The sequence below is a fragment of the Paracoccus sp. (in: a-proteobacteria) genome (assembly GCF_046462195.1).
Lineage (GTDB): Bacteria > Pseudomonadota > Alphaproteobacteria > Rhodobacterales > Rhodobacteraceae > Paracoccus.
Genome location: NZ_JBKGUN010000037.1, coordinates 1 through 19651 on the forward strand (window position 1 = coordinate 1; position 19651 = coordinate 19651).

The 19651-nt window shown below is 66.4% G+C and carries 25 protein-coding genes; 14 read left to right on the top strand and 11 right to left on the bottom strand.

The window, feature by feature from the left end; translation table 11 throughout:
- Together ACLHHB_RS02525 and ACLHHB_RS02530 are read left to right on the top strand one after the other, a co-directional pair.
- Positions 1-248: HAD hydrolase family protein (locus ACLHHB_RS02525; protein WP_410216709.1), on the top strand; the 248-nt coding region annotated here is incomplete at its 5' end.
- Positions 249-336: 88 nt separating this feature from the next.
- Positions 337-1095, top strand: a complete 759-nt coding sequence (locus ACLHHB_RS02530; protein WP_410216710.1) for a TSUP family transporter — start codon at positions 337-339, stop codon at positions 1093-1095.
- A 124-nt stretch (positions 1096-1219) separates the two neighbouring features.
- On the opposite strand, the gene ACLHHB_RS02535 is transcribed toward ACLHHB_RS02530, so the two are convergent.
- A complete protein-coding gene (locus ACLHHB_RS02535) occupies positions 1220-2206 on the bottom strand; it encodes an asparaginase (protein WP_410216711.1) in 987 nt (328 codons plus the stop codon).
- Between the two features lie 144 nt (positions 2207-2350).
- Here ACLHHB_RS02535 and ACLHHB_RS02540 point away from each other — a divergent pair, with 144 nt between their 5' ends.
- Together ACLHHB_RS02540 and rlmN are read left to right on the top strand one after the other, a co-directional pair.
- Entirely contained in the window at positions 2351-2872 is a 522-nt protein-coding gene (locus tag ACLHHB_RS02540; RefSeq protein ID WP_410216712.1) for an invasion associated locus B family protein, read from the top strand.
- 133 nt (positions 2873-3005) lie between these two features.
- A complete protein-coding gene (gene rlmN / locus ACLHHB_RS02545) occupies positions 3006-4202 on the top strand; it encodes a 23S rRNA (adenine(2503)-C(2))-methyltransferase RlmN (protein WP_410216713.1) in 1197 nt (398 codons plus the stop codon).
- Positions 4203-4217: 15 nt separating this feature from the next.
- On the opposite strand, the gene ACLHHB_RS02550 is transcribed toward rlmN, so the two are convergent.
- Positions 4218-4709, bottom strand: coding sequence for a MarR family winged helix-turn-helix transcriptional regulator (locus ACLHHB_RS02550; protein ID WP_410216714.1), 492 nt, complete (start codon positions 4707-4709; stop codon positions 4218-4220).
- Positions 4710-4767: 58 nt separating this feature from the next.
- Here ACLHHB_RS02550 and ACLHHB_RS02555 point away from each other — a divergent pair, with 58 nt between their 5' ends.
- Positions 4768-5670: a hypothetical protein gene (locus tag ACLHHB_RS02555; protein ID WP_410216715.1), complete on the top strand. Its 903-nt coding sequence runs from the start codon at positions 4768-4770 to the stop codon at positions 5668-5670.
- Here ACLHHB_RS02555 and ACLHHB_RS02560 read toward each other — a convergent pair.
- Positions 5667-6497, bottom strand: coding sequence for a TIGR00730 family Rossman fold protein (locus ACLHHB_RS02560; protein ID WP_410216716.1), 831 nt, complete (start codon positions 6495-6497; stop codon positions 5667-5669). The genes ACLHHB_RS02555 and ACLHHB_RS02560 overlap by 4 nt on opposite strands.
- A 103-nt stretch (positions 6498-6600) precedes the next feature.
- On the opposite strand from ACLHHB_RS02560, the gene dapD reads away from it, so the two are divergent.
- Genes dapD through ACLHHB_RS02575 form a run of 3 tightly spaced genes read left to right on the top strand, consistent with a single transcriptional unit; the run spans position 6601 to position 8508 of the window.
- Positions 6601-7422: a 2,3,4,5-tetrahydropyridine-2,6-dicarboxylate N-succinyltransferase gene (gene dapD, locus ACLHHB_RS02565; protein WP_410216717.1), complete on the top strand. Its 822-nt coding sequence runs from the start codon at positions 6601-6603 to the stop codon at positions 7420-7422.
- A complete protein-coding gene (locus tag ACLHHB_RS02570) occupies positions 7422-7874 on the top strand; it encodes a YaiI/YqxD family protein (RefSeq protein WP_410216718.1) in 453 nt (150 codons plus the stop codon). Before dapD ends, ACLHHB_RS02570 begins: the two co-directional genes overlap by 1 nt.
- A gap of 55 nt (positions 7875-7929) precedes the next feature.
- On the top strand, positions 7930-8508 hold the full coding sequence (locus ACLHHB_RS02575) for an exopolysaccharide biosynthesis protein (protein ID WP_410216719.1): 579 nt from the start codon (positions 7930-7932) through the stop codon (positions 8506-8508).
- Between the two features lie 13 nt (positions 8509-8521).
- On the opposite strand, the gene ACLHHB_RS02580 is transcribed toward ACLHHB_RS02575, so the two are convergent.
- From ACLHHB_RS02580 to ACLHHB_RS02605, 6 genes are read right to left on the bottom strand one after another with little or no spacing between them, the layout of a single operon-like run.
- On the bottom strand, positions 8522-9445 hold the full coding sequence (locus tag ACLHHB_RS02580) for an AEC family transporter (protein WP_410216720.1): 924 nt from the start codon (positions 9443-9445) through the stop codon (positions 8522-8524).
- Positions 9446-9497: 52 nt separating this feature from the next.
- Positions 9498-10478, bottom strand: coding sequence for an iron exporter MbfA (gene mbfA, locus ACLHHB_RS02585; RefSeq protein WP_410216721.1), 981 nt, complete (start codon positions 10476-10478; stop codon positions 9498-9500).
- 9 nt (positions 10479-10487) lie between these two features.
- Positions 10488-10763: a sulfurtransferase TusA family protein gene (locus tag ACLHHB_RS02590; RefSeq protein WP_410216722.1), complete on the bottom strand. Its 276-nt coding sequence runs from the start codon at positions 10761-10763 to the stop codon at positions 10488-10490.
- Positions 10760-11272 (bottom strand): DUF2478 domain-containing protein, encoded by a 513-nt coding sequence (locus ACLHHB_RS02595; RefSeq protein ID WP_410216723.1) that lies wholly within the window; start codon positions 11270-11272, stop codon positions 10760-10762. The genes ACLHHB_RS02590 and ACLHHB_RS02595 overlap by 4 nt, the downstream gene beginning before the upstream one ends.
- 14 nt (positions 11273-11286) lie before the next feature.
- A complete protein-coding gene (locus ACLHHB_RS02600; RefSeq protein ID WP_410216724.1) occupies positions 11287-11913 on the bottom strand; it encodes a response regulator in 627 nt (208 codons plus the stop codon).
- The gene (locus tag ACLHHB_RS02605; protein WP_410216725.1) at positions 11910-13241 is read right to left on the bottom strand and encodes a histidine kinase; all 1332 of its coding nucleotides are present in this window, start codon (positions 13239-13241) and stop codon (positions 11910-11912) included. Before ACLHHB_RS02605 ends, ACLHHB_RS02600 begins: the two co-directional genes overlap by 4 nt.
- A gap of 134 nt (positions 13242-13375) precedes the next feature.
- On the opposite strand from ACLHHB_RS02605, the gene ACLHHB_RS02610 reads away from it, so the two are divergent.
- Genes ACLHHB_RS02610 through ACLHHB_RS02625 form a run of 4 tightly spaced genes read left to right on the top strand, consistent with a single transcriptional unit; the run spans position 13376 to position 15477 of the window.
- The gene (locus ACLHHB_RS02610) at positions 13376-13828 is read left to right on the top strand and encodes a GAF domain-containing protein (protein WP_410216726.1); all 453 of its coding nucleotides are present in this window, start codon (positions 13376-13378) and stop codon (positions 13826-13828) included.
- A complete protein-coding gene (locus ACLHHB_RS02615) occupies positions 13779-14207 on the top strand; it encodes a GFA family protein (RefSeq protein ID WP_410216727.1) in 429 nt (142 codons plus the stop codon). The genes ACLHHB_RS02610 and ACLHHB_RS02615 overlap by 50 nt, the downstream gene beginning before the upstream one ends.
- Positions 14204-14830, top strand: coding sequence for a LysE family translocator (locus tag ACLHHB_RS02620; RefSeq protein ID WP_410216728.1), 627 nt, complete (start codon positions 14204-14206; stop codon positions 14828-14830). The genes ACLHHB_RS02615 and ACLHHB_RS02620 overlap by 4 nt, the downstream gene beginning before the upstream one ends.
- Positions 14827-15477: a pseudouridine synthase gene (locus ACLHHB_RS02625; protein ID WP_410216729.1), complete on the top strand. Its 651-nt coding sequence runs from the start codon at positions 14827-14829 to the stop codon at positions 15475-15477. The genes ACLHHB_RS02620 and ACLHHB_RS02625 overlap by 4 nt, the downstream gene beginning before the upstream one ends.
- Positions 15478-15503: 26 nt before the next feature.
- Here the strand turns inward: ACLHHB_RS02625 and ACLHHB_RS02630 are convergent, their stop codons facing one another.
- Both ACLHHB_RS02630 and ACLHHB_RS02635 read right to left on the bottom strand, forming a co-directional pair.
- The gene (locus ACLHHB_RS02630) at positions 15504-16226 is read right to left on the bottom strand and encodes a TVP38/TMEM64 family protein (protein ID WP_410216730.1); all 723 of its coding nucleotides are present in this window, start codon (positions 16224-16226) and stop codon (positions 15504-15506) included.
- Between the two features lie 9 nt (positions 16227-16235).
- Complete coding sequence (locus ACLHHB_RS02635) at positions 16236-16994, bottom strand: MBL fold metallo-hydrolase (RefSeq protein ID WP_410216731.1); 759 nt, start codon at positions 16992-16994, stop codon at positions 16236-16238.
- Positions 16995-17126: 132 nt separating this feature from the next.
- Between ACLHHB_RS02635 and ACLHHB_RS02640 the strand changes: the two genes are divergently transcribed.
- Both ACLHHB_RS02640 and ACLHHB_RS02645 read left to right on the top strand, forming a co-directional pair.
- Positions 17127-18182 carry a saccharopine dehydrogenase gene (locus tag ACLHHB_RS02640; RefSeq protein WP_410216732.1) on the top strand — a complete coding sequence of 352 codons (1056 nt, stop codon included), beginning with the start codon at positions 17127-17129 and terminating at the stop codon, positions 18180-18182.
- Between the two features lie 197 nt (positions 18183-18379).
- Positions 18380-19603 (top strand): PQQ-dependent sugar dehydrogenase, encoded by a 1224-nt coding sequence (locus ACLHHB_RS02645; protein ID WP_410216733.1) that lies wholly within the window; start codon positions 18380-18382, stop codon positions 19601-19603.
- Positions 19604-19651 lie beyond the last annotated feature (48 nt).

A 19651-nucleotide genomic window follows, 5' to 3' on the forward strand; every position in this document is an offset into this window, starting at 1 on the left:
TGGGCCGCGAGGCCAAGGTCGATGCCCTGCAGGAGATCGCCGCACGACTGGGAACAACGGCGCGAAATGCCATCGCAGTGGGCGACGGGGCGAACGATCTGGGCATGATCCAGCTGGCCGGTGCCGGCGTGGCGCTGCATGCCAAGCCTGTTGTTGCCGCGCAGGCGCAGATCCGCATCAATCATGGCGACCTAACAGCCTTGCTGTACCTGCAGGGCTATTCCGCACAAGACTTCGTGCCGGCCTGATCTCCCATCCGGCCGGGCCCGCCCGACGCTTTGCGGGGGCAGCGAAAAAACCAAGTCCCTCACTGTCCCTGCCCCCAGGAGCGATACGATGCTGGATCTGACCCTTGACCTGTTTCTGATGCTGATCGCGGCGGCCTTTGCGGCGGGTTTTGTCGATGCCATCGCGGGCGGGGGCGGGCTGATCACCCTGCCGGTGCTGATGCTGGCAGGCATTCCTCCGGCGCAGGCCTTGGCCACAAACAAGGTGCAAGGCGTGTTCGGCGCAGGCACGGCGGCACTCAGCTATGCGGCGCGGGGGCTGGTCGACCTGCGGCGGCAATGGAAATCGGCGCTGCTGGCCGGGGCCGCGGGGGCAGGGGGCGCCCTGCTGGTCAGTGCCGTTCCGACGGACGGGTTGCGTCTGATCCTGCCGGTCATCCTGATCGGCATCGCGCTATTCTTCGCGTTCAAGCCCGGCCTCGACGACCTGGACCGGACACAGCGTCTGACACCCGCCGTCTTTGCACTGAGCGTCGTGCCCTTTGTCGGCTTTTATGATGGATTGATCGGGCCCGGGGCAGGGGCGTTCTACATGATCGGCTTTGTCACGCTGGCCGGGTATGGCGTGCTGAAGGCGACGGCGCATACCAAGCTGTTGAACTTTGCCTCGAATCTGGGCGGGTTGGGTGCCTTTGCGCTGGTTGGTCAGCCGTTGTGGCTGTTGGGTATCTGCATGGGGGCGGCCCAGATCGGAGGCGCCATGCTGGGCGCCCGGTTGGCATCGCGCATCGGGGCGCGGCTGATCAAGCCCTTGCTGGTTGTCACCTCGACCGTGCTGGCGCTGCGTCTGATCTGGCAAATGATCTGACACTGACGCTGCCGGCGCCACCTCTGCCAAGGGGCGCCGGCCCGAGGGCGGTGCAGGGATGGGGGACAACCCACGCCCCATGATAGGCAGGAAACTGCGTCGCTTTCGTGACGATTTGCGGCCGTTAGCCCGGAAAGCCGGGTGCGCTGCGCATCCGGCCCGTGACCATGCCGCGCCAGTTCCGGATCGGACCGTCCAGCAGCCGTTGCGCCACGGGTGACGCGCGGTCCAGAACGCCCAGATGGATCAGCAGCGCGACAATCGCGGCTTCGCTGGCGCGCGTGGCGCCATCCGTGATCTTGAGCGCGATGCCCAGGCCCTGTTCGGGCAGGATGGCCACGAAGACGGCCTCGGCCCCGGTCTTGACCGCGATCGTGCCATCAAGGCTGCGCATCAGTTCGGTGCAGGAGCGCCCTTCGCCCGCAACCATTTCGGGATAACTGCGCATCGCGTCGACCAGCCGCCGCATGGCCTGCCCGCGGCGGTCGCCCGCGGGGTTGGCAAAGCGCGCCATCGCCATCGCCAGCCCTTCCAGCGAGCAGGCCCAGTTTGGGGCCGAGCACCCGTCGATGCCAAAGCCGGGGCTGGTTTCACCCGTGACCTCCTCGAGAGCGGCCTTGCAGGCCTGCTGGACACGATGCCCGGGATCCACATAATCGGGCCCACCCCGCAGGTGCCGGTTCAGGGTCAGAAAACCCGCATGCTTGCCAGAACAGTTGTTGTGCAACTGGCAGGGCATTTCGTCCGAACAGGTGAGGCGGCGGTTTTCGTCCCGGTCCTGCGGCATGTGGCTGCCGCAGCGCAGGTCGCTTTCGGCCAGATCCAGTCCCGACAGCCAGTCCCCCACGGCCTGCACATGCATCGCGGCCCCGGAATGGCTGGCGCAGGCGAGGGCCAGCTGGCGGTCCGTCAGGCCCGCGGCATCGGCCGCGCCGCTTTCCACCAAGGGCAGCGCCTGGATCATCTTGCACGACGACCGGGGAAAGATGATCTGCGACGGCTGACCCCAGGCCTCGACCACGCCCGAAGCGTCACAAATGACCGCGTGGCCGGAATGCAGGCTTTCCCGCATGTCACCGCGCCACAATTCGATCATCTCGGCAGGACGCATCGGAAATTCTCCCTGACAATTGCGCGATTGTGCTTGCGCAGCCTTTCTCGGGCGGCGATTTTCGCTATCCTGACGGCAGATGGTTGAAAAGACCACAGCAATCAGGGACAACGCCGGGCAAAGCGGCGAAACGGAGGCCAGAGTATGATTACCACCACGCTGCGCGGCATTGGCGCCAGCCTTGTCCTGATCGCCGGACTGGGTACGGCGGTCGCGCAAGAATCGAGCAATGTCGTGGCGACCGAAGGGGACTGGACGGTGTTTGCGGCGGACAATCCGCGCGAATGCTGGGCCGTGTCGCCTCCGCGATCGACCATCAACACCCGCGACGGTCAGCCGACCGAAGTGGCGCGCGGCGATATCCGCCTTTATGTCGCCTATCGTCCCGGACAGAACGGCGAGGTGTCGTTCACCGGCGGCTATCCCTTTGCACCCGACTCCACGGTCGAGGTCGATGTGGGCGGGCGCAAGTTCAACCTGTTCACCGAAGGTGAAAGCGCCTGGACCGGCAGTCCGTCGGACGACCAGGCCTTGGTCACCGCCCTGCGGGCCGGTTCCTCGGCTGTCGTGACCGGGCGCTCGGCGCGCGGCACGACCACCAAGGACACGTTCAGCCTGTCAGGCATTACCGCGGCCACCAACAGCGCAAGGTCGCGCTGCGAATAAGCCGGGATGGGGCCATTGCCCCCTCCATCCGGACATTCCGGAACATCTGCCATGTTGAAAGAAGCGGGGCTGGTTGATTTCCAGCCCCGTTTCGCTTATCTGCAGGTCTTTCACGCCAATCCGGGACAGGTTCATGACCATCCTTATTCCGCAGGCCGCAGGCGCGGCCCCGATCACGCAGGACGTCCTGACCATTCCGCGCAAGATGCCGGAAGGGGGGCGGGTGAACATCGTGGGCCTGACGCGTGAACAGTTGCTGGCCGCCTTGGTCGAGGCGGGAACACCCGAGCGGCAGGCCAAGATGCGCCTGGGCCAGGTCTGGCAGTGGGTTTATCACTGGGGCGTGCGCGACTTTGCGCAGATGACGAACCTTGCCAAGGACTATCGTGCCCTCTTGGCCGAGCGGTTCGAGATTGCCCTGCCCGAAATCGTGACCCGTCAGGTCAGCGCCGACGGCACGCGGAAATACCTGCTGAAGATCGCCGGCGGCCATGAAGTCGAGGCTGTCTATATCCCCGAGGAAGGCCGTGGCACGCTCTGTGTTTCCAGTCAGGTCGGCTGCACACTGACCTGTTCGTTCTGCCATACCGGCACGCAAAAGCTGGTGCGCAACCTGACTGCCGGCGAAATCGTGGGCCAGTTGCTGGTCGCGCGTGACGATCTGGGCGAATGGCCCGTGCAGGGCGCCCCCAAGGACGAGACGCGGCTGATCAGCAATGTCGTGCTGATGGGCATGGGCGAGCCGCTCTACAACTTCGAGAACGTGCGCGACGCGATGAAGGTGGTGATGGACAACGAGGGCCTGTCCTTGTCCCGCCGCCGCATCACCCTGTCGACCAGCGGCGTCGTCCCCGAGATCGCCCGCACGGCGCGGGAAATCGGCTGCCTTCTGGCCGTCAGTTTCCACGCCACGACCGACGAGGTGCGCGACCGTCTTGTGCCCATCAACAAGCGCTGGAACATCGAGACGCTGCTGGGCACGCTGCGCGAATACCCGCGCCTGACCAACAGCGAACGGATCACCTTCGAATACGTGATGTTGGCAGGCGTCAATGACAGCGACGAGGATGCCCACCGCCTGGTGCGGCTGATCGAGGGCATTCCTGCCAAGATCAACCTGATCCCGTTCAACGAATGGCCTGGTGCGCCCTACAAGCGGTCCAGCAACAACCGCATCCATGCCTTTGCCGACATCATCCACAACGCCGGTTATGCCAGCCCGATCCGCACGCCGCGCGGAGAGGATATCATGGCGGCCTGCGGCCAGCTGAAATCGGCGACGGAGCGCGGGCGCAAATCTCGTGCCCAGATCGAGGCCGAGGCCGGCTGATCCAGGCCGGTTCCTTTAAGGCAGCGCTTCCCGCAGCTTTGACAGAAGCACATTCAGCACCGCACGATCCTGCGGCGGCAGGCCCGCCAGCAGGCGGGTCTCGTTTTCGGCATGCGGCCCGATGGCGTTCTCGACAAGTGCAAGACCGGCGGGCGTCAGTTCGACCAGCGTGCCGCGCCGGTCCTCGGGGTTGGGCAGGCGGCGGATCAGGTCCCGTCGTTCCAGTCGATCCAGTCGCGCCGTCATGCCACCGGAACTGAGCATCGTCGCCTCATAGAGTGCCGTAGGTGTCAGGCGAAAGGGCGTCCCCGCCCGGCGCAGGGTCGCCAGAACGTCGAACTCGCCTCCCTGCAGATTGAACCGCTCGAAGACAGGCTGCAGGTCGCGAGTCAGCAGGGCCGACAGTTCGTTCAGCCGGCCGATGATCTCCATCGCCTCGACGTCTAGGTCAGGGCGCTCTCGGCGCCAGGCTTGTGCCGCACGGGCAGCACGATCAGGGTCAGACATGTCTTGCCATCAAGATTGTTTTCGGCAAGATACTAGCATCCGAAGCAAGGATACGACAATGACCGAGATGCAGGGCCGGCTGGTGATCCTGGGATGTCTGGTGACGGCCGGGGCCGCGCTGGCGGTGACGATCCTGATCTCTCGCATGGCGTCGGATGCCGGGGCGCCGATGATCTGGTTCCTGTCTGTCGTTTTGGCTGGTGGAGGGGCGGTGCAGCTGGTGCTGGCGGCGCTGCTGGGACAGTTGCGTGGCGCAGGGCGGATGCTGCGCTATGCGGCGGGGGCGGGTGTGCTGCTGGCCGGTCCCACCGCGCTTGGCTATCTGGCCGTTGCGCATGTGGGCGCAGGCTATATCGCGCTGACCTTTGCCTTTCCGATCCTTCTGACATGGGGGATGGCTCGCCTGCTGGGACTGGAGCGTGCCGATCCCCGTCGCTCGTTGGCAGTGGCCTTGGGTCTGTCCGGGGGCGTGATTCTGGCGCTGTCCAAGCTGACGGACCTGCCGGCCGAGGGGACAACCTGGCTGGTCGCGGCGACGGCGATGCCGGTGGTCATTGCCGTGGGCAACATCTATCGCAGCCGCTATTGGCCTGCGGGCGGGCGGCCGCTGACCCTGTCGGCGCTGACGCTGCTGATGGCAGGGCTGGCCTGCGTGCCGCTGGCCCTGATGGTGGATCCGGGTGCCGCCATCCTGTGGCACCGCGCGGACCTGCGCTCGCTGGTGGGTGTCGATGTGGCCGTCTTCGTGATCCAGTACATCGCCTTTTTCCAGCTGCAGCGCCGGGGCGGCCCGGTCACGCTGTCGCTGCTGGGGCCTGTGGCGGCCGTCACCGGGGCGGGCGGTGCCTTGTGGCTGTTCGCCGAACCGCTTCCGCAGGGCTTTCTGCTGGCCGGGCTGCTGGTGGGGGCGGGCGTCCTGCTGATGCTGATGCGCCGCGCCCCTGCAGCCCGACCCGTTTAAGGGGCAGGCCAGTTGTCGATGATCGCGACGGCCTCGTCGGCGGTCTCGACATAGCGGATCAGTTCCAGGTCGCTCTGGCTGATCGTGCCCGCATCCGCCAAGGCCTGCCAGTTGATGATGCCGTCCCAGAAGGCGGCGCCGAACAGCAGGATCGGGATGCGCGCCATGCGGCCCGTCTGGATCAGCGTCAGCGTTTCGAACAATTCGTCCAGGGTGCCGAATCCGCCGGGAAAGACGGTGACGGCGCGGGCGCGCATCAGGAAATGCATCTTGCGGACAGCGAAATAATGGAAGTTGAAGCAAAGGTCCGGTGTCACATAGGCATTCGGCGCCTGCTCGAACGGCAGCACGATCCCCAGACCGATGGACACGCCGCCCGCCTCGGCCGCGCCCTTGTTGCCGGCCTCCATGACGCCGGGTCCGCCGCCGGTGCAGATCACGAACTCCCGTCCCTTTGCCGCGAGGCTGCGCTCGGTCATCCTGTGGGCGAAAAGGCGCGCCTGCTCGTAATACTGCGACAGTTCGGCAAGGGCAGTCGTGCGTGCCGTCCGGGTCCCGTCGGGCGAGGGAATACGGGCGCCGCCGAACATCACCACCGTCGATTCGATGCCGTATTCGTCCATGATCATCTGCGGCTTCAGCAATTCCAGCTGCAGCCGGACGGAGCGCAGTTCTTCGCGCAGCAGGAACTCGCGGTCGGTGAAGGCCAGGCGATAGGAGGGTGCACGGGTCTGGGGCGTATCGGGAACATGGTCCGCGCGGGCCACGTCCTCCTCGCTGTCGGGCAGGGTGTGGACGCGGTCCTCTTCGGGCAGGTCGTCGTTCATCGAAGCCTCATAAGCGCCCTTGCGCGGATTGCGCGGGCTTTCCCTGACGCATATAGCCCGGAACAGAGATTTTCCACCCACCCCCGCCCGAGGAGAGGCCGCCATGACCCAAGCCCTGGAAACCGCCATCGAAGCCGCGTGGGAGAACCGCGCCGACATCACCAGCGCCACCCAGGGTGAAACCCGTGAAGCGGTCGAGGAAACGCTGCGGCAGCTGGACAGCGGCGCCCTTCGCGTGGCCGAAAAGCGCGACGCGGACTGGCACGTGAACCAGTGGGCGAAAAAGGCCGTGCTGTTGTCGTTCCGCCTGAACGACATGGAGGAAATGTCGGGAGGGCCGCAGGGGTCGAACTGGTGGGACAAGGTCCCGTCCAAGTTCCACGGCTGGGGTGCGAACCAGTGGCGTGACGCGGGCTTTCGTGCCGTGCCGGGCGCGATCGTGCGGCGATCCGCATTCATCGGGCGGAACGCCGTGCTGATGCCGTCCTTCGTGAACCTGGGTGCCCATGTGGGCGAGGGCACGATGGTGGACACCTGGGCCACGGTCGGCAGCTGCGCGCAGATCGGCAAGAATGTCCACCTGTCGGGCGGCGTCGGCATCGGCGGCGTGCTGGAGCCGCTGCAGGCCGGTCCCACCATCATCGAGGACGACTGCTTCATCGGCGCCCGGTCCGAGGTCGTCGAAGGCTGCATCGTGCGTGAAGGTTCGGTTCTGGGAATGGGCGTCTATATCGGTCAGTCCACCAAGATCGTCGACCGCGAGACCGGCAATGTCAGCTATGGCGAAGTGCCTGCAGGCTCGGTCGTGGTGTCAGGAACGATGCCCTCGAAGAACGGCGTGAACCTGTATTGCGCGGTGATCGTCAAGCGCGTGGACGCGCAGACGCGCTCCAAGACCTCTGTCAACGAACTGCTGCGCGACTGATGACCACCCTTTACATCGATGCGGATGCCTGCCCCGTGAAGGCCGAGGCCGAGCGGGTGGCGGTGCGCCTTGGTGTGCCGATGGTGCTGGTCTGCAACGGCGGGCTGCGGATGCCCACGCATCCGCTGGTCCGCCTGCAGATCGTCCCCGAGGGGCCGGACGCGGCCGACATGTGGATCGCGGATCACTGTGGCCCGGGTGACGTGGTGGTGACGGGCGACCTGCCCTTGGCCGACCGCTGCCTCAAGGCCGGCGCGCAGGTCCTGCGCCATGACGGCGAAGTTTTGTCCGAAGCCAATATCGGGTCGCGTCTGGCCGTGCGCGACCTGATGGCAGACCTGCGGGCGGCCGATCCGTTCCTGCAGGGCGGCGGTGCCTCGTTCGGCAAGGCGGACCGCGCACGGTTCCTGCAGGCGCTGGACCGGGCGCTGACACTGGCGCGGCGCGGCTGACGAACCATCCGGCCCTTGCGCGCGTTGCCCCAGTCGCATCGGGCAGGAGAGGTCGATGAGCGACGACACCAGTATCAGCGCCCTGATCGACCGCGTCCAGGGCGCAGCCGGCGGAGAGAAAACAAAGGTCGGCCAGATCGCCGAGGCCTTGGGCCGCGATTCGCTGCCCCCGAACCTGATGATCCCGGCGCTGGCAGTAGTGTCCCCATTGTCGGGCGTCCCGCTGTTTTCCTCGGTCTGCGGGATCATGATCGCGCTGATCTCGGCACAGATGCTGATCGGCCGGGAGCATGCCTGGCTGCCCGGCTTTGTCAGGCGCAGAGAGGTTTCGACCGCCAGACTGTGCAAGGGCACCGACTGGATGAAGCGTCCGGCCCGTTTCCTGGACCGCATCACCCGTGAAAGACTGAGCTGGCTGGTGCGCCGGCCCATGTTGTGGGTGACGCAACTGATCTGCCTGATCTGCGGCCTGGTCATGCCCTTTCTGGAGATCGTGCCCTTTACCTCGTCCCTGATGGGGGTTGTGGTCAGCCTGTTTGCCTTTGGCATGCTGGCGCGGGACGGGGTCTTCACGCTGCTGGGGTTTGTCGCAATTGGCGGGCTGGGAACGGTCGTGCTGTATTTCCTTCGTTGAGGCAGGGGGCGCCTCAGGGCGCGATCATGACCATCAGGGCTGGAATGGTCAGGATGCTGATGGCGGTGGAGATCAGGATCGCGGTTGAAACCCGTTGTTGGGCAATCCCGAAATGCTGTGCCAGGATATAAACGTTGCCCGCCACGGGCAGGCCCGACGCGACGATCATGACGCCCGCCGCCATCGGATCGACCTCCAGCATCCAGGCGGCCAGCCCCACCGCCAAAGGATGCAGCACCAGCTTGGCCCCGGCCAGCCAGACCGACGGCGCCAGCCGGGCCAGCCGCCGCCCCGCAAGGCTGGCTCCTATGGCGAACAATGCGCCCGGCGTGGCCGCGGCCCCCAAAATCGTCAGGAATTCGTCCAGCGGGCTGGGCAGCGGCAGACTGAACCAAGCCCAGGCCAAGCCTGCCGCCATTGAAAGGATCATCGGGTTGGCCAGAAGCCCGCGCAGGACCGGCAGCAGCGTTGTCAAGCGCAGACCGCCGTTCCGGGCGGCATGAACGATCAGCGTGATCAGGGTGGAAAACACCATCATGTCGATGGTCAGGATCATCAGGACAGGACCGACGGCCCGCTCTCCCATCAGGACCACCAGCATGGGAACGCCCAAAAAGCCCGTGTTGCCTATCATGCAGCCCTGCGCCTCCATGGCGGCCTCGGGCAGGGGCAGGCGACGCACGCGCGCGACAGCGATGCCCAAGGCCCAGATCGCCAACGATCCTGCCAGATAGGCCGCAACAAAGCGCAGGTCGAACAGCGCCGCCAGATCGAGACCCGCCGCGAAACGGAACAACATGGCGGACAGGGCGAAATAGAAGACAAAGCGCGTCAGCCAAGCCGCCGCTTCCTGTGGGAAAAAACGCGTGGCGGCGGCGATCCAGCCAAGGCCGATCAGTCCGAAAAAGGGCAAGGTCTTCAGAAAGACCTCAAGCATCGGCCGTTCGCTGTGACACGCATCCCCCTTTTCGGGTCCCTTCCGGGACGCGTCAGCCGGACCCGATCAGCACCCCCACGGCCAGCACCAGACCACCGCCGACGACCACTTGCAAGACGGCCCGCCAGAAAGGGGTCTGCATCCAGCGGTTCTGGATCCAGGCGATGGCCCACAGCTCGACAAAAACCACGATGATGGCCAGCGTCGTGGCCGTCCAGAAATCCGGGATCAGGTATGGCAGCGCATGGCCCATTCCGCCCACTGCCGTCATCACACCGGACGCCACCCCCCGCTTGAGCGGAGAGCCGCGCCCCGACACCACCCCGTCGTCCGAGGCGGCCTCGGTGAATCCCATGCTGATGCCCGCCCCTAGACTGGCCGCAAGGCCGACAAGAAAGGTGGTCCAGGGGTCTTGGGTCGCAAAGGCCACCGCAAAGATCGGCGCCAAGGTCGAAACGCTGCCGTCCATCAGCCCCGCCAGTCCCGGCTGCACCCATGTCAGCACAAAGGCGCGGTGGGCGACGGCGTCCTCCTCGTCGCGGCTGCTCCTGTCCAGATGCTCGGCCGTCAGTTCGGCGGCGCGGTTCTCATGTCCGCGTTCGGCTGCCGCCAGATCGCCCAGAAGCGCCCGCGTTTCGGTGTTCTGGCACAGCTGCGCGGCCCGGGCATAGAAATCGGCGGCCTCGCGCTCCATCCCGGCCGCTTCCGCGCGAATCGCCTCCAGCGACATCGTGCCCATCATCCAGACGGGGCGGCGGGTGACATAGCCCGCCACATGCTCGCGCCGGATCACGGGGATCGCCTCGCCAAAGCGGGTTCGGAATGCTTCCAGCAACTGGCGCCGGTGGTTGTCTTCCTCGGCACTCATGCCGTCAAAGACGGCTGCAGTGGCGGGATAATCGCTGCGCAGGACCTCGGCCCAGCTGCGATAAATGCGGGCGTCATCCTCCTCGGATGCAATGGCCAGCGCCAAGATCTCGCGTTCGGTCAGATCGGACAAGCGCTTGCGGGCAGAGAGGAAGGGCAGGGTCATCGTTCGTGCTCAGGTATCCTCGGGGGTCAGGCCGCTTGCAGCCGAGGAGGCGGACGGCCCCCTGCGGACGGTGAATTCCAATGCGCCGTCTTCCAGGTTGCGCATGCCCACCATGACATGACCCGCCTGCCCGCAGAAATGCGGCACATCGACCGCAGCCATGGGATCTGTGGCAATCAGGCGCAGCATCGCGCCCTCAGGCAGGACCATCAGCGCCTTGCGCAGCCGCAACACCGGCAGCGGGCACAGCATTCCCCGTGCATCCACGACATCCGTCATGGTCATCGCGCCGTTGCGAATCGGTCCAGGCACCATCGGGCCAGATCGGGCGGCGCGACTTCGGTTGCCAGATCACCCGCAAACTCCTGGAACGCCGCCCGCTGCTGACGCGGCACGTAAAGGACAACAGGCAGGCCAGCCCCCGCCGCCTGGGCAATCAGTTCGCGAAAACCACGCCCCATGGCCTCCTGCCTGCCGAATTTCGGGATCACCACCAATTCGGCCCCCGCAAGATGCGGCGCGGTGCGGGCAACCGCCTCTTCCAGCGCCCCGGTGTCCAGCCGGCAGCCCGAAGCACCTGTTCCCAAGGATTGCGAGATGCGGATGGGTGCCCCGGCATCGCCCAGCACGATCATGTCCATGTCGCAGGCGCAATCGGGCCCCAGGTCGTGGTTGCGCTGCACGGCGCCTGCCACCCGCAGGCCGCGGGTCTGCAGGTCGCGGGCCAGATCCTCGATCAGCCGGTCCGCACGCCCCGGTTCGGCACTTTCATCCATCGAGAACCATGCCAGCATGGAAGCCCCCTGTGTTAAACGCCGCTGTCCAGCGCGAATTTCATCAAGCCGTTGATCCCGTCGACGCCCAGCTTCCTCTTGAGCGTGGACGAGGTGTTGGCGGCGGTCTTGTAGCTGACGCCCAGCCGATCCGCGATGGCCTGAAGCCCGTGGCCTTGGCCGATCAGGGTCAGGACCTGGCGTTCCCGGTCCGACAAGGACCCCAACGGGTCGTCGGCCGCGCCTGCGCGCAACGTGGCCAGCGCGAGGGCCTGCTTGGGGGCAAGGTAGAAGTCACCGGCCTCCAGGGTTCGAACGGCCTCGCGGAAATCCGCTGGCGGTGCGTTCTTGGACAAAAAGCCCTGTGCCCCCGCCTGCAGGGCGCGTGCGGCAAACCCCGTCTGGTCGTTCATCGAGAAGATCAGGATGCGCGCCGATGGCAGGGCCGCGCGCAGGGGCACCACCAGATCCAGCCCGCCCGCGCCGGGCAGGCTGATGTCCAGCACGATCAGGTCGGGGGCCGACCCCTTGGCGACCTGGTCCAGCGCCTCCTCGCCGGACATGGCCTGTCCCACCGGATCATAGCCCAGGTCGCGCAGCAGGCGGCTCGCGCCCAGATGCGTGATGGGGTGGTCGTCGATCACCAAGGCCGTTTTCGTCACGTCGTCGTCCTGTTCCTGTCTGTCGCCAGCCGGGGCAGCAGCGCCTGCAGCCGCGTTCCCCCCCCATCGGATGCCAACTCCAGCGTGCCTCCCAACAGGGTGATCCGTTCCCGCATTCCCGTCAGGCCGGTGCCTTCGCCCCGGCCGGGAACCATGCCCCGCCCGTCATCGGCCAGGATCATGCGCCAATGCGCGGGGTCGGTCCAGAGCCGGATCTGCACAAGGCCGGCCCCCGAATGGCGCAGGGCATTGGTGGTGCCTTCCTGCAGGATCCGGAACAGGGTCAACGCCGTCGCCTCGTCGGGTTCGGGCAGTCCGGCGGCCATGTCCAGCCGGAAAGCGATGTCGGGAAAGCGGCGGTTCAGATCCTCCACGTAATCGGCCAGCACGGTGGCCATTGGCAATTGTCCGATCGCCATGGGCCGCAGGTCGTTCAGCAGCGCGCGGTTCACCCGGGCAATCTGTTCGGCGATCGCGGCGATCTGGTCGGCCGCCTGCGCCGTGGCGGCATCTGGGGCAGCTTCGCGAAGGGCATCCGCCTCGACCCGCAGGCCAAACAGGCAGGGGCCCATCTCGTCATGCAGGTCGCGGGCGATGGCCTTCCGCTCGGCGTCCGAGCGCGCGACGATCTGGTGCTGCAAACGGCGGCGGTCCGCCCGGGCCTGTTCCAGCGTTTGCGTCAGGTCGTCCACATGGCGCGCAAGAGGGGCCAGGTCCGGTTGGGGCAGAGGGCCGATGCGGGCGTCGTATTCTCCGCGCGCCAGATCGGACAAGCGTGCGGCAATGGTTGCCACCGGACGCAGCGCCTGCCGGGCAGCCCCTGCCATCAGCGCCGCCTGCAGACCCGCCGTCAGCAGCGCCAGCGCCATCAGGTCGCGCATGTCGCGCCAAGCGCGCGAGATTTCCTCGGCAGGGTCGCCGGTGATCAGGACATAGCCGCGCGGACGGCCCTCGATCACGACCGGCAGCCGGGTTTCCTGCGGCTCGGGTGCCACTAGCGCCGCGAACCAGCCCGGAGCGCGAACCGGAGGATCGGGCGGGCCGGGCGGCTGGCGCAACGTGCCATCCCGCGCGTCCATGATGCCGATGCGGGCATGGCGCGGTTCGGCCAGGCGTTCGGGCAGCAGCGCCATGATCCGATCGGCGGGCACCGCGCCCTGCATCGTGCCCAGAGTGGCCAGGGCTAGGTTGCGCGCCGTTTCCGCCCCCATGCGGGTTTCCGTCGCGATGTCCCGCTTCAGCCGGTCCAGACTGCCCAAGGCCAGCGAACCGATCAGCAGAAGCTGGGTCAGCAGGATGACCAGGAGAAGGCGGCTGCGAAGCGTCATGGCGCGCAGAGTGGCGTTCTCTGCAGGCCGGGGCAATGGGCGACGGCATGAACCAAGGTCGGGCGGCCGGGGATATTTGCGCGCAAGGCAGGGGCGGGCTTTCCTGTCGCGTGTCGCAGGCGTAGAAAAGCGAAATGAGCGATTATGATGATCTGACGGCCCGCATCCGGGCCCTGTGTGAGGGCGAGACCGACGAGGTCGCGCTGATGGCCACCGTGGCCTGCGAGCTGCATCATTCGGACGACCGGTTCGACTGGACCGGTTTCTACCGCGTGACCGGCCCCGAGGTTCTCAAGATCGGGCCCTATCAGGGGGGGCACGGCTGTCTGGTCATTCCATTCTCGCGCGGCGTTTGCGGAGCGGCGGCGCGGACGGGCGAGGTGCAGATTGTCCCCGATGTCGAGGCTTTTCCCGGTCACATCGCCTGTTCCAGCAGCACCCGGTCCGAGATCGTGCTGCCGGTCTTCGGCAAGGGCGGACGGCTGATCGGCGTGCTGGACATCGACAGCAACCGACCCGATGCCTTTGACGGGCAGGATGCAGCGGCCCTTTCGGCCATTCTGGAGGAGGTCTTTGGTGGGACATGACGTGACGGGGCACTGCTTGTGCGGCGCGGTGCGCTTTCACGGGCGGCAGACGACCGATGCGCTGCGCGCCTGCCATTGCGGCCAGTGCCGCCGTTGGTCGGGCCATGTCTGGGCGGCAGCCGGGGTGGCGGATCTGCAGGTCGAGGGGCCGGTGCGCTGGTTCGCGTCGTCCGAGGCGGCCGAGCGGGGCTTTTGCACCGAATGCGGCAGCGCCCTGTTCTGGAAGACCCGCGACGGGTCCGAGGTGGATGTGGCGGCCGGCGCCCTGGATCAGCCGAAGGGGCTGCAATTGCAGGGACATATCTTTGTCGCCGACAAGGGCGACTATTACGACATCGCCGACGGACTGCCCCAATGGCCGCAAGAGGCTGTTGAATGATCTGGGACACGCTGGCCAACATTCCGGCGGGCCAGTTGACGGCTTTTGTCGCGGGCGGGCTGGTGCTGAATTTCGCTCCCGGACAGGACGTGTTCTTTGCCAGCGCTTGCGGCATCCAGGGCGGTCCGCGCGCGGGCACCTGGGCCGGGTTCGGCGTGGGTCTGGGCGTGCTGATGCATGTCACGTTGGCCACGGTGGGCCTCGGCGCGCTGGTTGCCGCCCATCCCGAGGCGCTGCGGGCGATCAAATATGCAGGCGCGGCCTATCTCTTGTGGCTGGCGTGGAAAAGCTGGCATTCGGGCGATGTCGATCCTGCGGCGCGAGGCAGCGTGCGGGTTTGGAACATCATCAGGCGCGGCTTTCTGTCGAATGCCCTGAACCCCAAGCCCGTCCTGTTCATGCTGGCCTTTCTGCCGCAGTTCACGAACCCGGCCTGGGGCCCGGTCTGGCAGCAGATCCTGGGGCTGGGGCTGATCTTCGCCCTGACCGGCACGCTGGTCACGATGGGTTACGGCATCGTCGGCGGCGTTGCCGGGCAGGTCATCGGCAAGCGCCTCGGACTGGTCAACAAGATCGCCGCCGTCATGTTCGCGGGACTGGCCATCCGCCTCGTTGCCCGATGAGCGATTTCGTTTATGCGCCTCCGCCCGACGCGCCTGTCGTGATCCACGCCGATCACGAGGTGCTGGTCGTGGACAAGCCTTCGGGCCTCTTGTCGGTGCCGGGGCGGGGCGAGGATCGGGCCGATTGCCTGATTGCGCGCCTCCGGGGTGCCTTTCCGACGGTCCTGCTGGTGCATCGGCTGGATCTGGACACATCCGGGGTCATGGTCTTTGCCCTGACGCCCCATGCGCAGCGCCATTTGTCCAAGCAGTTCGAGGAACGGCAGACCAAGAAGGCCTATATCGCTCGCCTCGCAGGCCGGTTGGAGCCGAAGACAGGGCGCGTCGATCTGCCCCTGATCGTCGACTGGCCCAACCGCCCGCGGCAAAAGGTCGACCATGCCGAGGGCAGGCCCGCGCAGACGGATTGGCGGGTGATTCGTGCCGATGATGCGGAAACGCGGGTGCGGCTGATGCCCATCACCGGGCGCAGCCACCAGTTGCGGGTCCACATGGCGCAACTGGGCCACCCGATCCTGGGCGACCCGCTTTATGCCACAGGGACCGCGGCCGATCATCCGCGCCTCATGCTGCATGCCGAAAGCCTGAGGTTTCGCCACCCGGACAGCGGCGTGCAGCAAGGCTTCTCCGTTCCGCCGCCCTTCTAGGCGCCTGTCTTTCATGCGCCCTCTTTCTAGCCACCTGTCTTCTGAGCGCTGGCCGTGCGGCGCAGACGGCGGCTCATCCCCCGTGCGATCCAGGGAAAGACCGCCAGCAGAACGACAACGGCGACAATGCGTGGTCCCACGATGTCCGACACATGGTCGATCTCGGCCAGCTGGGTTCCGGCAGCCGACAGTATGGCCTTGTTGGGCAGCACCCCTAGGGCGGTGATGCCGGCAAAGACACGCACCGGCATGGTGCTGAGCCCGCATGCCGTGTTCAACACGAAGAACGGCAGCCCCGGCGTCAGGCGCAGGCTGAGAAGGGCCAGCGCCCCGTCCTCCGCCACGACGCGGTCCAGTTGCTGGACCCGGTTGCCCAAGGCACGCCGGACGCGCAGGGTCAGCAGGTGACGCGCCGTCCAGAAGGTCAGCAGGGCCGCCGCCACCGTGCCCAGCAATGACAGCGCCAGACCCAGCCAAAAACCGAAAAAGGCGCCGCCCGCCAAGGTCAGGGCGACGATGACCGGCAGGGGCAAGGCACCTGCAAGGCTGAAGGCCCCCAGAAAGGCCAGCGCCGCCGGGGCAGGGTTGCGGTCGCGCCAGCCTTGGCCCCGGTCGATCACGTCATGCAGTAGTCCCAGGTCCGACTGCAGCGCCGGAAGCGACGGCCACAGGCGCAGGGCCATCAGGCCGATGGCCAATGCCGCAAGGATCAGCCCCGCGATGCGCAGAAGGCGGCCACCCGACGGCACTGGATTGGCTCAGCTTTCGCCTTCGGGATACCATTCGGCGATCACCACCTGCGTGTCGACGCCGCTTTCGGTGACGAGGCGCGAAAAGTCCTGCAGGTCGCTGCCGCGGTGGTGATAAGGATAGACCACATCCGGGGCAAAGGCCGCCACGGCCTCGGCCGCCTGTTCCACCGACATGGTATAAGGCAGGTTCATCGGCAGGAAGGCGACATGGATGTCCTCCAGTGCGCGCAGTTCCGGCGTATCCTCAGTGTCGCCCGCGATCAGGAAGCGCTCTCCGCCAATGGTCAGGATATAGCCGTTGTCACGCCCCTCGGGGTGGTTCTGCAACCGGTCCTCGGTGATGTTGTAGGCGGGAATGGCCTCGATCGGCATGTCCAGCGCCGTGCCTTCGTCGCCATTCTTCATGCGTGTGGTGCGGGCCTGCTGCGCCTCGGGCAGCATGTCGAAGACGGCCGGGTTGGCGATCATCGGCGCCTCCGGCAGGGCGTCCAGGGTGGGCTGGTCGTAATGATCGCCGTGCTCATGCGTCAGCAGGATCAGGTCGGGCGCGGGCAGGTCGGCATACAGGTCGGCCCCTTCGACCGGATCGACGTAGATCACGCCGCCCGGGGTTTCCAGCACCATGGAGGCGTGGCTGACAGGGTGGATCACGACCTCGCCGCCCTCGACGGGATGGCGGTATTCGCTGTCCTGTGCCAGGGCAGGCATGGCACTGCCCAGCAGGGTTGCGGCAAGTGTCAGTCCGGTGCGGCGTGTCAGGCGCATGGCAGAAATCCTTCCGGGGAACAGGGGTCACGGGGCGGGAACACGGTCCGGGGGTGCCCGGTTCCGTCGCTTGCGGCAGGGGGATGCGTGACCTACAGCTTGGACGCAGGACATGGCAACAAGGTGACAGGCATGACGCATCTGTGGATCAGGGCGGAAAGCCGCCCGAACGAGGAACGGGTGGGCATCACCCCCAAGGGCGCTGCGCGGCTGATTGCGCAGGGCATGACGGTGACGGTCGAAGACAGTCCGCACCGCATCATCCCGACAGCCGAATATGCCAAGGTGGGGGCGACAATCGCCCCGCAGGGCAGCTGGCCCACGGCGCCCGACGACGCCTTCATCTTCGGCCTCAAGGAACTGCCCGAGGACGACACGCCCCTGCAACACCGCCACATCATGTTCGGCCACGCCTTCAAGGACCAACCCTCGGGTCAGACCCTGCTGGATCGTTTCAGGGCTGGAGGCGGAACATTGTACGACTTGGAGTACCTGACGGACGAGGAAGGGCGGCGCCTTGCGGCCTTTGGCTACTGGGCGGGCTATGTGGGGGCGGCCGTGTCCCTGATGGCCTGGGTCGCGCAGCAGGCAGGGGACTTTTGCGGACCGGTCCGGGCCTTTCCCGACCGCCATCACCTGCTGGACGATCTGCGGGCCCGACTGGACGCCACTGCGCGCCCCCGGCCACGCGCCATCGTGATCGGTGCCAAGGGCCGCGTCGGACGAGGCGCCAGTGATCTGATGGCGGAACTGGGCGTCGGCGTGACCGCCTGGGACATGGCCGAAACGGCCCATGGCGGCCCCTTTCCCGAGGTGCTGATGCACGACATCTTCATCAACGCGATCCTGGCGCAACCAGGCGCGCCTGTGTTCGTGCCCGCCGATGCGACAACGGCCCCCCGGACCCTGACCGTCATCGGCGACGTGGCCTGCGATCCGACCAGTGAGTTCTCCCCCATCAAGGTTTATGACCAAGCCACCACCTGGGACGCGCCCGTGCTCCGCGTGTCCGAGACTCAGCCGCTGGACGTGATGGCCATCGACAACCTGCCTTCGATGCTGCCGCGTGAAAGTTCGGAGGATTATGCCGCCCAGTTGCTGCCCGTGCTGGAGGCGCTCGATGCGCCGGACAGGGGTGCTTGGGACCGGGCCGAGGCGCTGTACCAAAAGCATTCGGAGAGAACCTGAGGCAGAAGACGCTGCTGCAATCAAGGAACGGGCGTGTGAGGCCGAGACGGCAGACATGTTTCAAAGCTTGGCAACAAGCTCACCGCTTCGAGAGGGAAGTGTTCCCGGCCTTGACACCAACGTGACCTTGGGTTCCGGAACATGCCGGGCGGCGGGGCATTGGGTCGGCAGTTCATTGACCCATCCGGAGGAAAGCCATGACCCGACCGATGCGCCGCACGACGACAAGCCTGATCACCCTTGCCGCCACCGGAATGCTGGCCGGTCTGGCAAACGCACAGGATTTCAACCAGACGCCTGCGCACGGTGCCGCCTATGACCAGACCCCCGCCTTCGAAAACCAGACGCGGGCGCCCGAACTGGAAGGGGATGTGGAACTGACGCGGACGGTTCTGGCCGAAGGGCTGGAGCATCCCTGGGGGCTGGTCGAACTGCCCGATGGGGACTGGCTGGTGACGGAACGTCCGGGCCGCATGCGGATGGTGTCCCCTGACGGCACGCTTACTGACCCGATCGAGGGGCTGCCCGAGGTTGATGCCCGCGATCAGGGTGGCCTGCACGATGTCTCGGTGGCCGATGATTTCGCCGAAACCCGCCGTGTCTGGTGGACCTATGCCGAGCCGCGCGGTGACGGCGAAAATGCCACCGCCGTCGCCACGGGTATCCTGTCGAAAGACGGCAGAACGATGGAGGACGTCCAGCGTATCTGGCAGCAGCAGCCGGCCTGGGCCTCGACCAAGCATTTCGGTGCACGCATCGTGCATGATGGCGAAGGCCATATCTTTGTCGGTCTGGGCGAGCGCTCGAATCCCGAACCGCGTCAATATGCACAGGACCCCCAGGCAACGCTGGGCAAGATCATCCGCATCGATGCACAGGACGGCAGCCCGGCCGGAGCCGGCATCGACGGCGCCCTCCCCGAGATCTGGTCGATGGGTCACCGCAACATCCAGGGTGCCGCCATGAGCCCGGACGGCCGGCTGTGGATGAACGAACATGGCCCCAAGGGCGGCGACGAACTGAACCTGATCGAGGCTGGGGTGAACTATGGCTGGCCCGAGGCCACCTATGGCACCGACTATGACGGCAGCGAGATGGGCGCGACCGAAAAGGAAGGTACGCAGCAGCCCGTCTACTACTGGGATCCTTCGCCGGCCCTCAGCGGCATGACCTTCTATGAGGGGGACATGTTCCCCGATTGGCAGGGCCAGGCCCTGTTGGGCGGGCTGCGCTCGCAGGACGTGATCCGGCTGCAGATCGAGGATGGCCGGGTTGTCGGAGAAGACCGCCATCTGCAGGGTATCGGCCGCGTCCGCGAAGTCGAGGTGGCCAGCGACGGCGCCCTGATGGTGATCACCGACGAGGAAAATGGCCAGCTGATCCGCGTCACGCCCGAAGACGCACCGGATAGCGACGCCTGAGAACAAGGCCTGACAAAGGCTGCCCAAGGGCCGCCCGCTTCATGCCGG

Coding starts and splice junctions, on each gene's coding strand:
- ACLHHB_RS02590 (WP_410216722.1), bottom strand. CDS start 10,763: ATGACCATGACGGATGTCGTGGATGCACGGGGAATGCTGTGCCCGCTG.
- ACLHHB_RS02555 (WP_410216715.1), top strand. CDS start 4,768: ATGACCGAGATGCAGGGCCGGCTGGTGATCCTGGGATGTCTGGTGACG.
- dapD (WP_410216717.1), top strand. CDS start 6,601: ATGACCCAAGCCCTGGAAACCGCCATCGAAGCCGCGTGGGAGAACCGC.
- ACLHHB_RS02580 (WP_410216720.1), bottom strand. CDS start 9,445: ATGCTTGAGGTCTTTCTGAAGACCTTGCCCTTTTTCGGACTGATCGGC.
- ACLHHB_RS02615 (WP_410216727.1), top strand. CDS start 13,779: ATGCAGCGGCCCTTTCGGCCATTCTGGAGGAGGTCTTTGGTGGGACAT.
- ACLHHB_RS02620 (WP_410216728.1), top strand. CDS start 14,204: ATGATCTGGGACACGCTGGCCAACATTCCGGCGGGCCAGTTGACGGCT.
- ACLHHB_RS02625 (WP_410216729.1), top strand. CDS start 14,827: ATGAGCGATTTCGTTTATGCGCCTCCGCCCGACGCGCCTGTCGTGATC.
- ACLHHB_RS02575 (WP_410216719.1), top strand. CDS start 7,930: ATGAGCGACGACACCAGTATCAGCGCCCTGATCGACCGCGTCCAGGGC.
- mbfA (WP_410216721.1), bottom strand. CDS start 10,478: ATGACCCTGCCCTTCCTCTCTGCCCGCAAGCGCTTGTCCGATCTGACC.
- ACLHHB_RS02645 (WP_410216733.1), top strand. CDS start 18,380: ATGACCCGACCGATGCGCCGCACGACGACAAGCCTGATCACCCTTGCC.
- ACLHHB_RS02530 (WP_410216710.1), top strand. CDS start 337: ATGCTGGATCTGACCCTTGACCTGTTTCTGATGCTGATCGCGGCGGCC.
- ACLHHB_RS02540 (WP_410216712.1), top strand. CDS start 2,351: ATGATTACCACCACGCTGCGCGGCATTGGCGCCAGCCTTGTCCTGATC.
- ACLHHB_RS02640 (WP_410216732.1), top strand. CDS start 17,127: ATGACGCATCTGTGGATCAGGGCGGAAAGCCGCCCGAACGAGGAACGG.
- ACLHHB_RS02535 (WP_410216711.1), bottom strand. CDS start 2,206: ATGCGTCCTGCCGAGATGATCGAATTGTGGCGCGGTGACATGCGGGAA.
- rlmN (WP_410216713.1), top strand. CDS start 3,006: ATGACCATCCTTATTCCGCAGGCCGCAGGCGCGGCCCCGATCACGCAG.
- ACLHHB_RS02550 (WP_410216714.1), bottom strand. CDS start 4,709: ATGTCTGACCCTGATCGTGCTGCCCGTGCGGCACAAGCCTGGCGCCGA.
- ACLHHB_RS02595 (WP_410216723.1), bottom strand. CDS start 11,272: ATGCTGGCATGGTTCTCGATGGATGAAAGTGCCGAACCGGGGCGTGCG.
- ACLHHB_RS02610 (WP_410216726.1), top strand. CDS start 13,376: ATGAGCGATTATGATGATCTGACGGCCCGCATCCGGGCCCTGTGTGAG.
- ACLHHB_RS02570 (WP_410216718.1), top strand. CDS start 7,422: ATGACCACCCTTTACATCGATGCGGATGCCTGCCCCGTGAAGGCCGAG.
- ACLHHB_RS02605 (WP_410216725.1), bottom strand. CDS start 13,241: ATGACGCTTCGCAGCCGCCTTCTCCTGGTCATCCTGCTGACCCAGCTT.
- ACLHHB_RS02560 (WP_410216716.1), bottom strand. CDS start 6,497: ATGAACGACGACCTGCCCGAAGAGGACCGCGTCCACACCCTGCCCGAC.
- ACLHHB_RS02635 (WP_410216731.1), bottom strand. CDS start 16,994: ATGCGCCTGACACGCCGCACCGGACTGACACTTGCCGCAACCCTGCTG.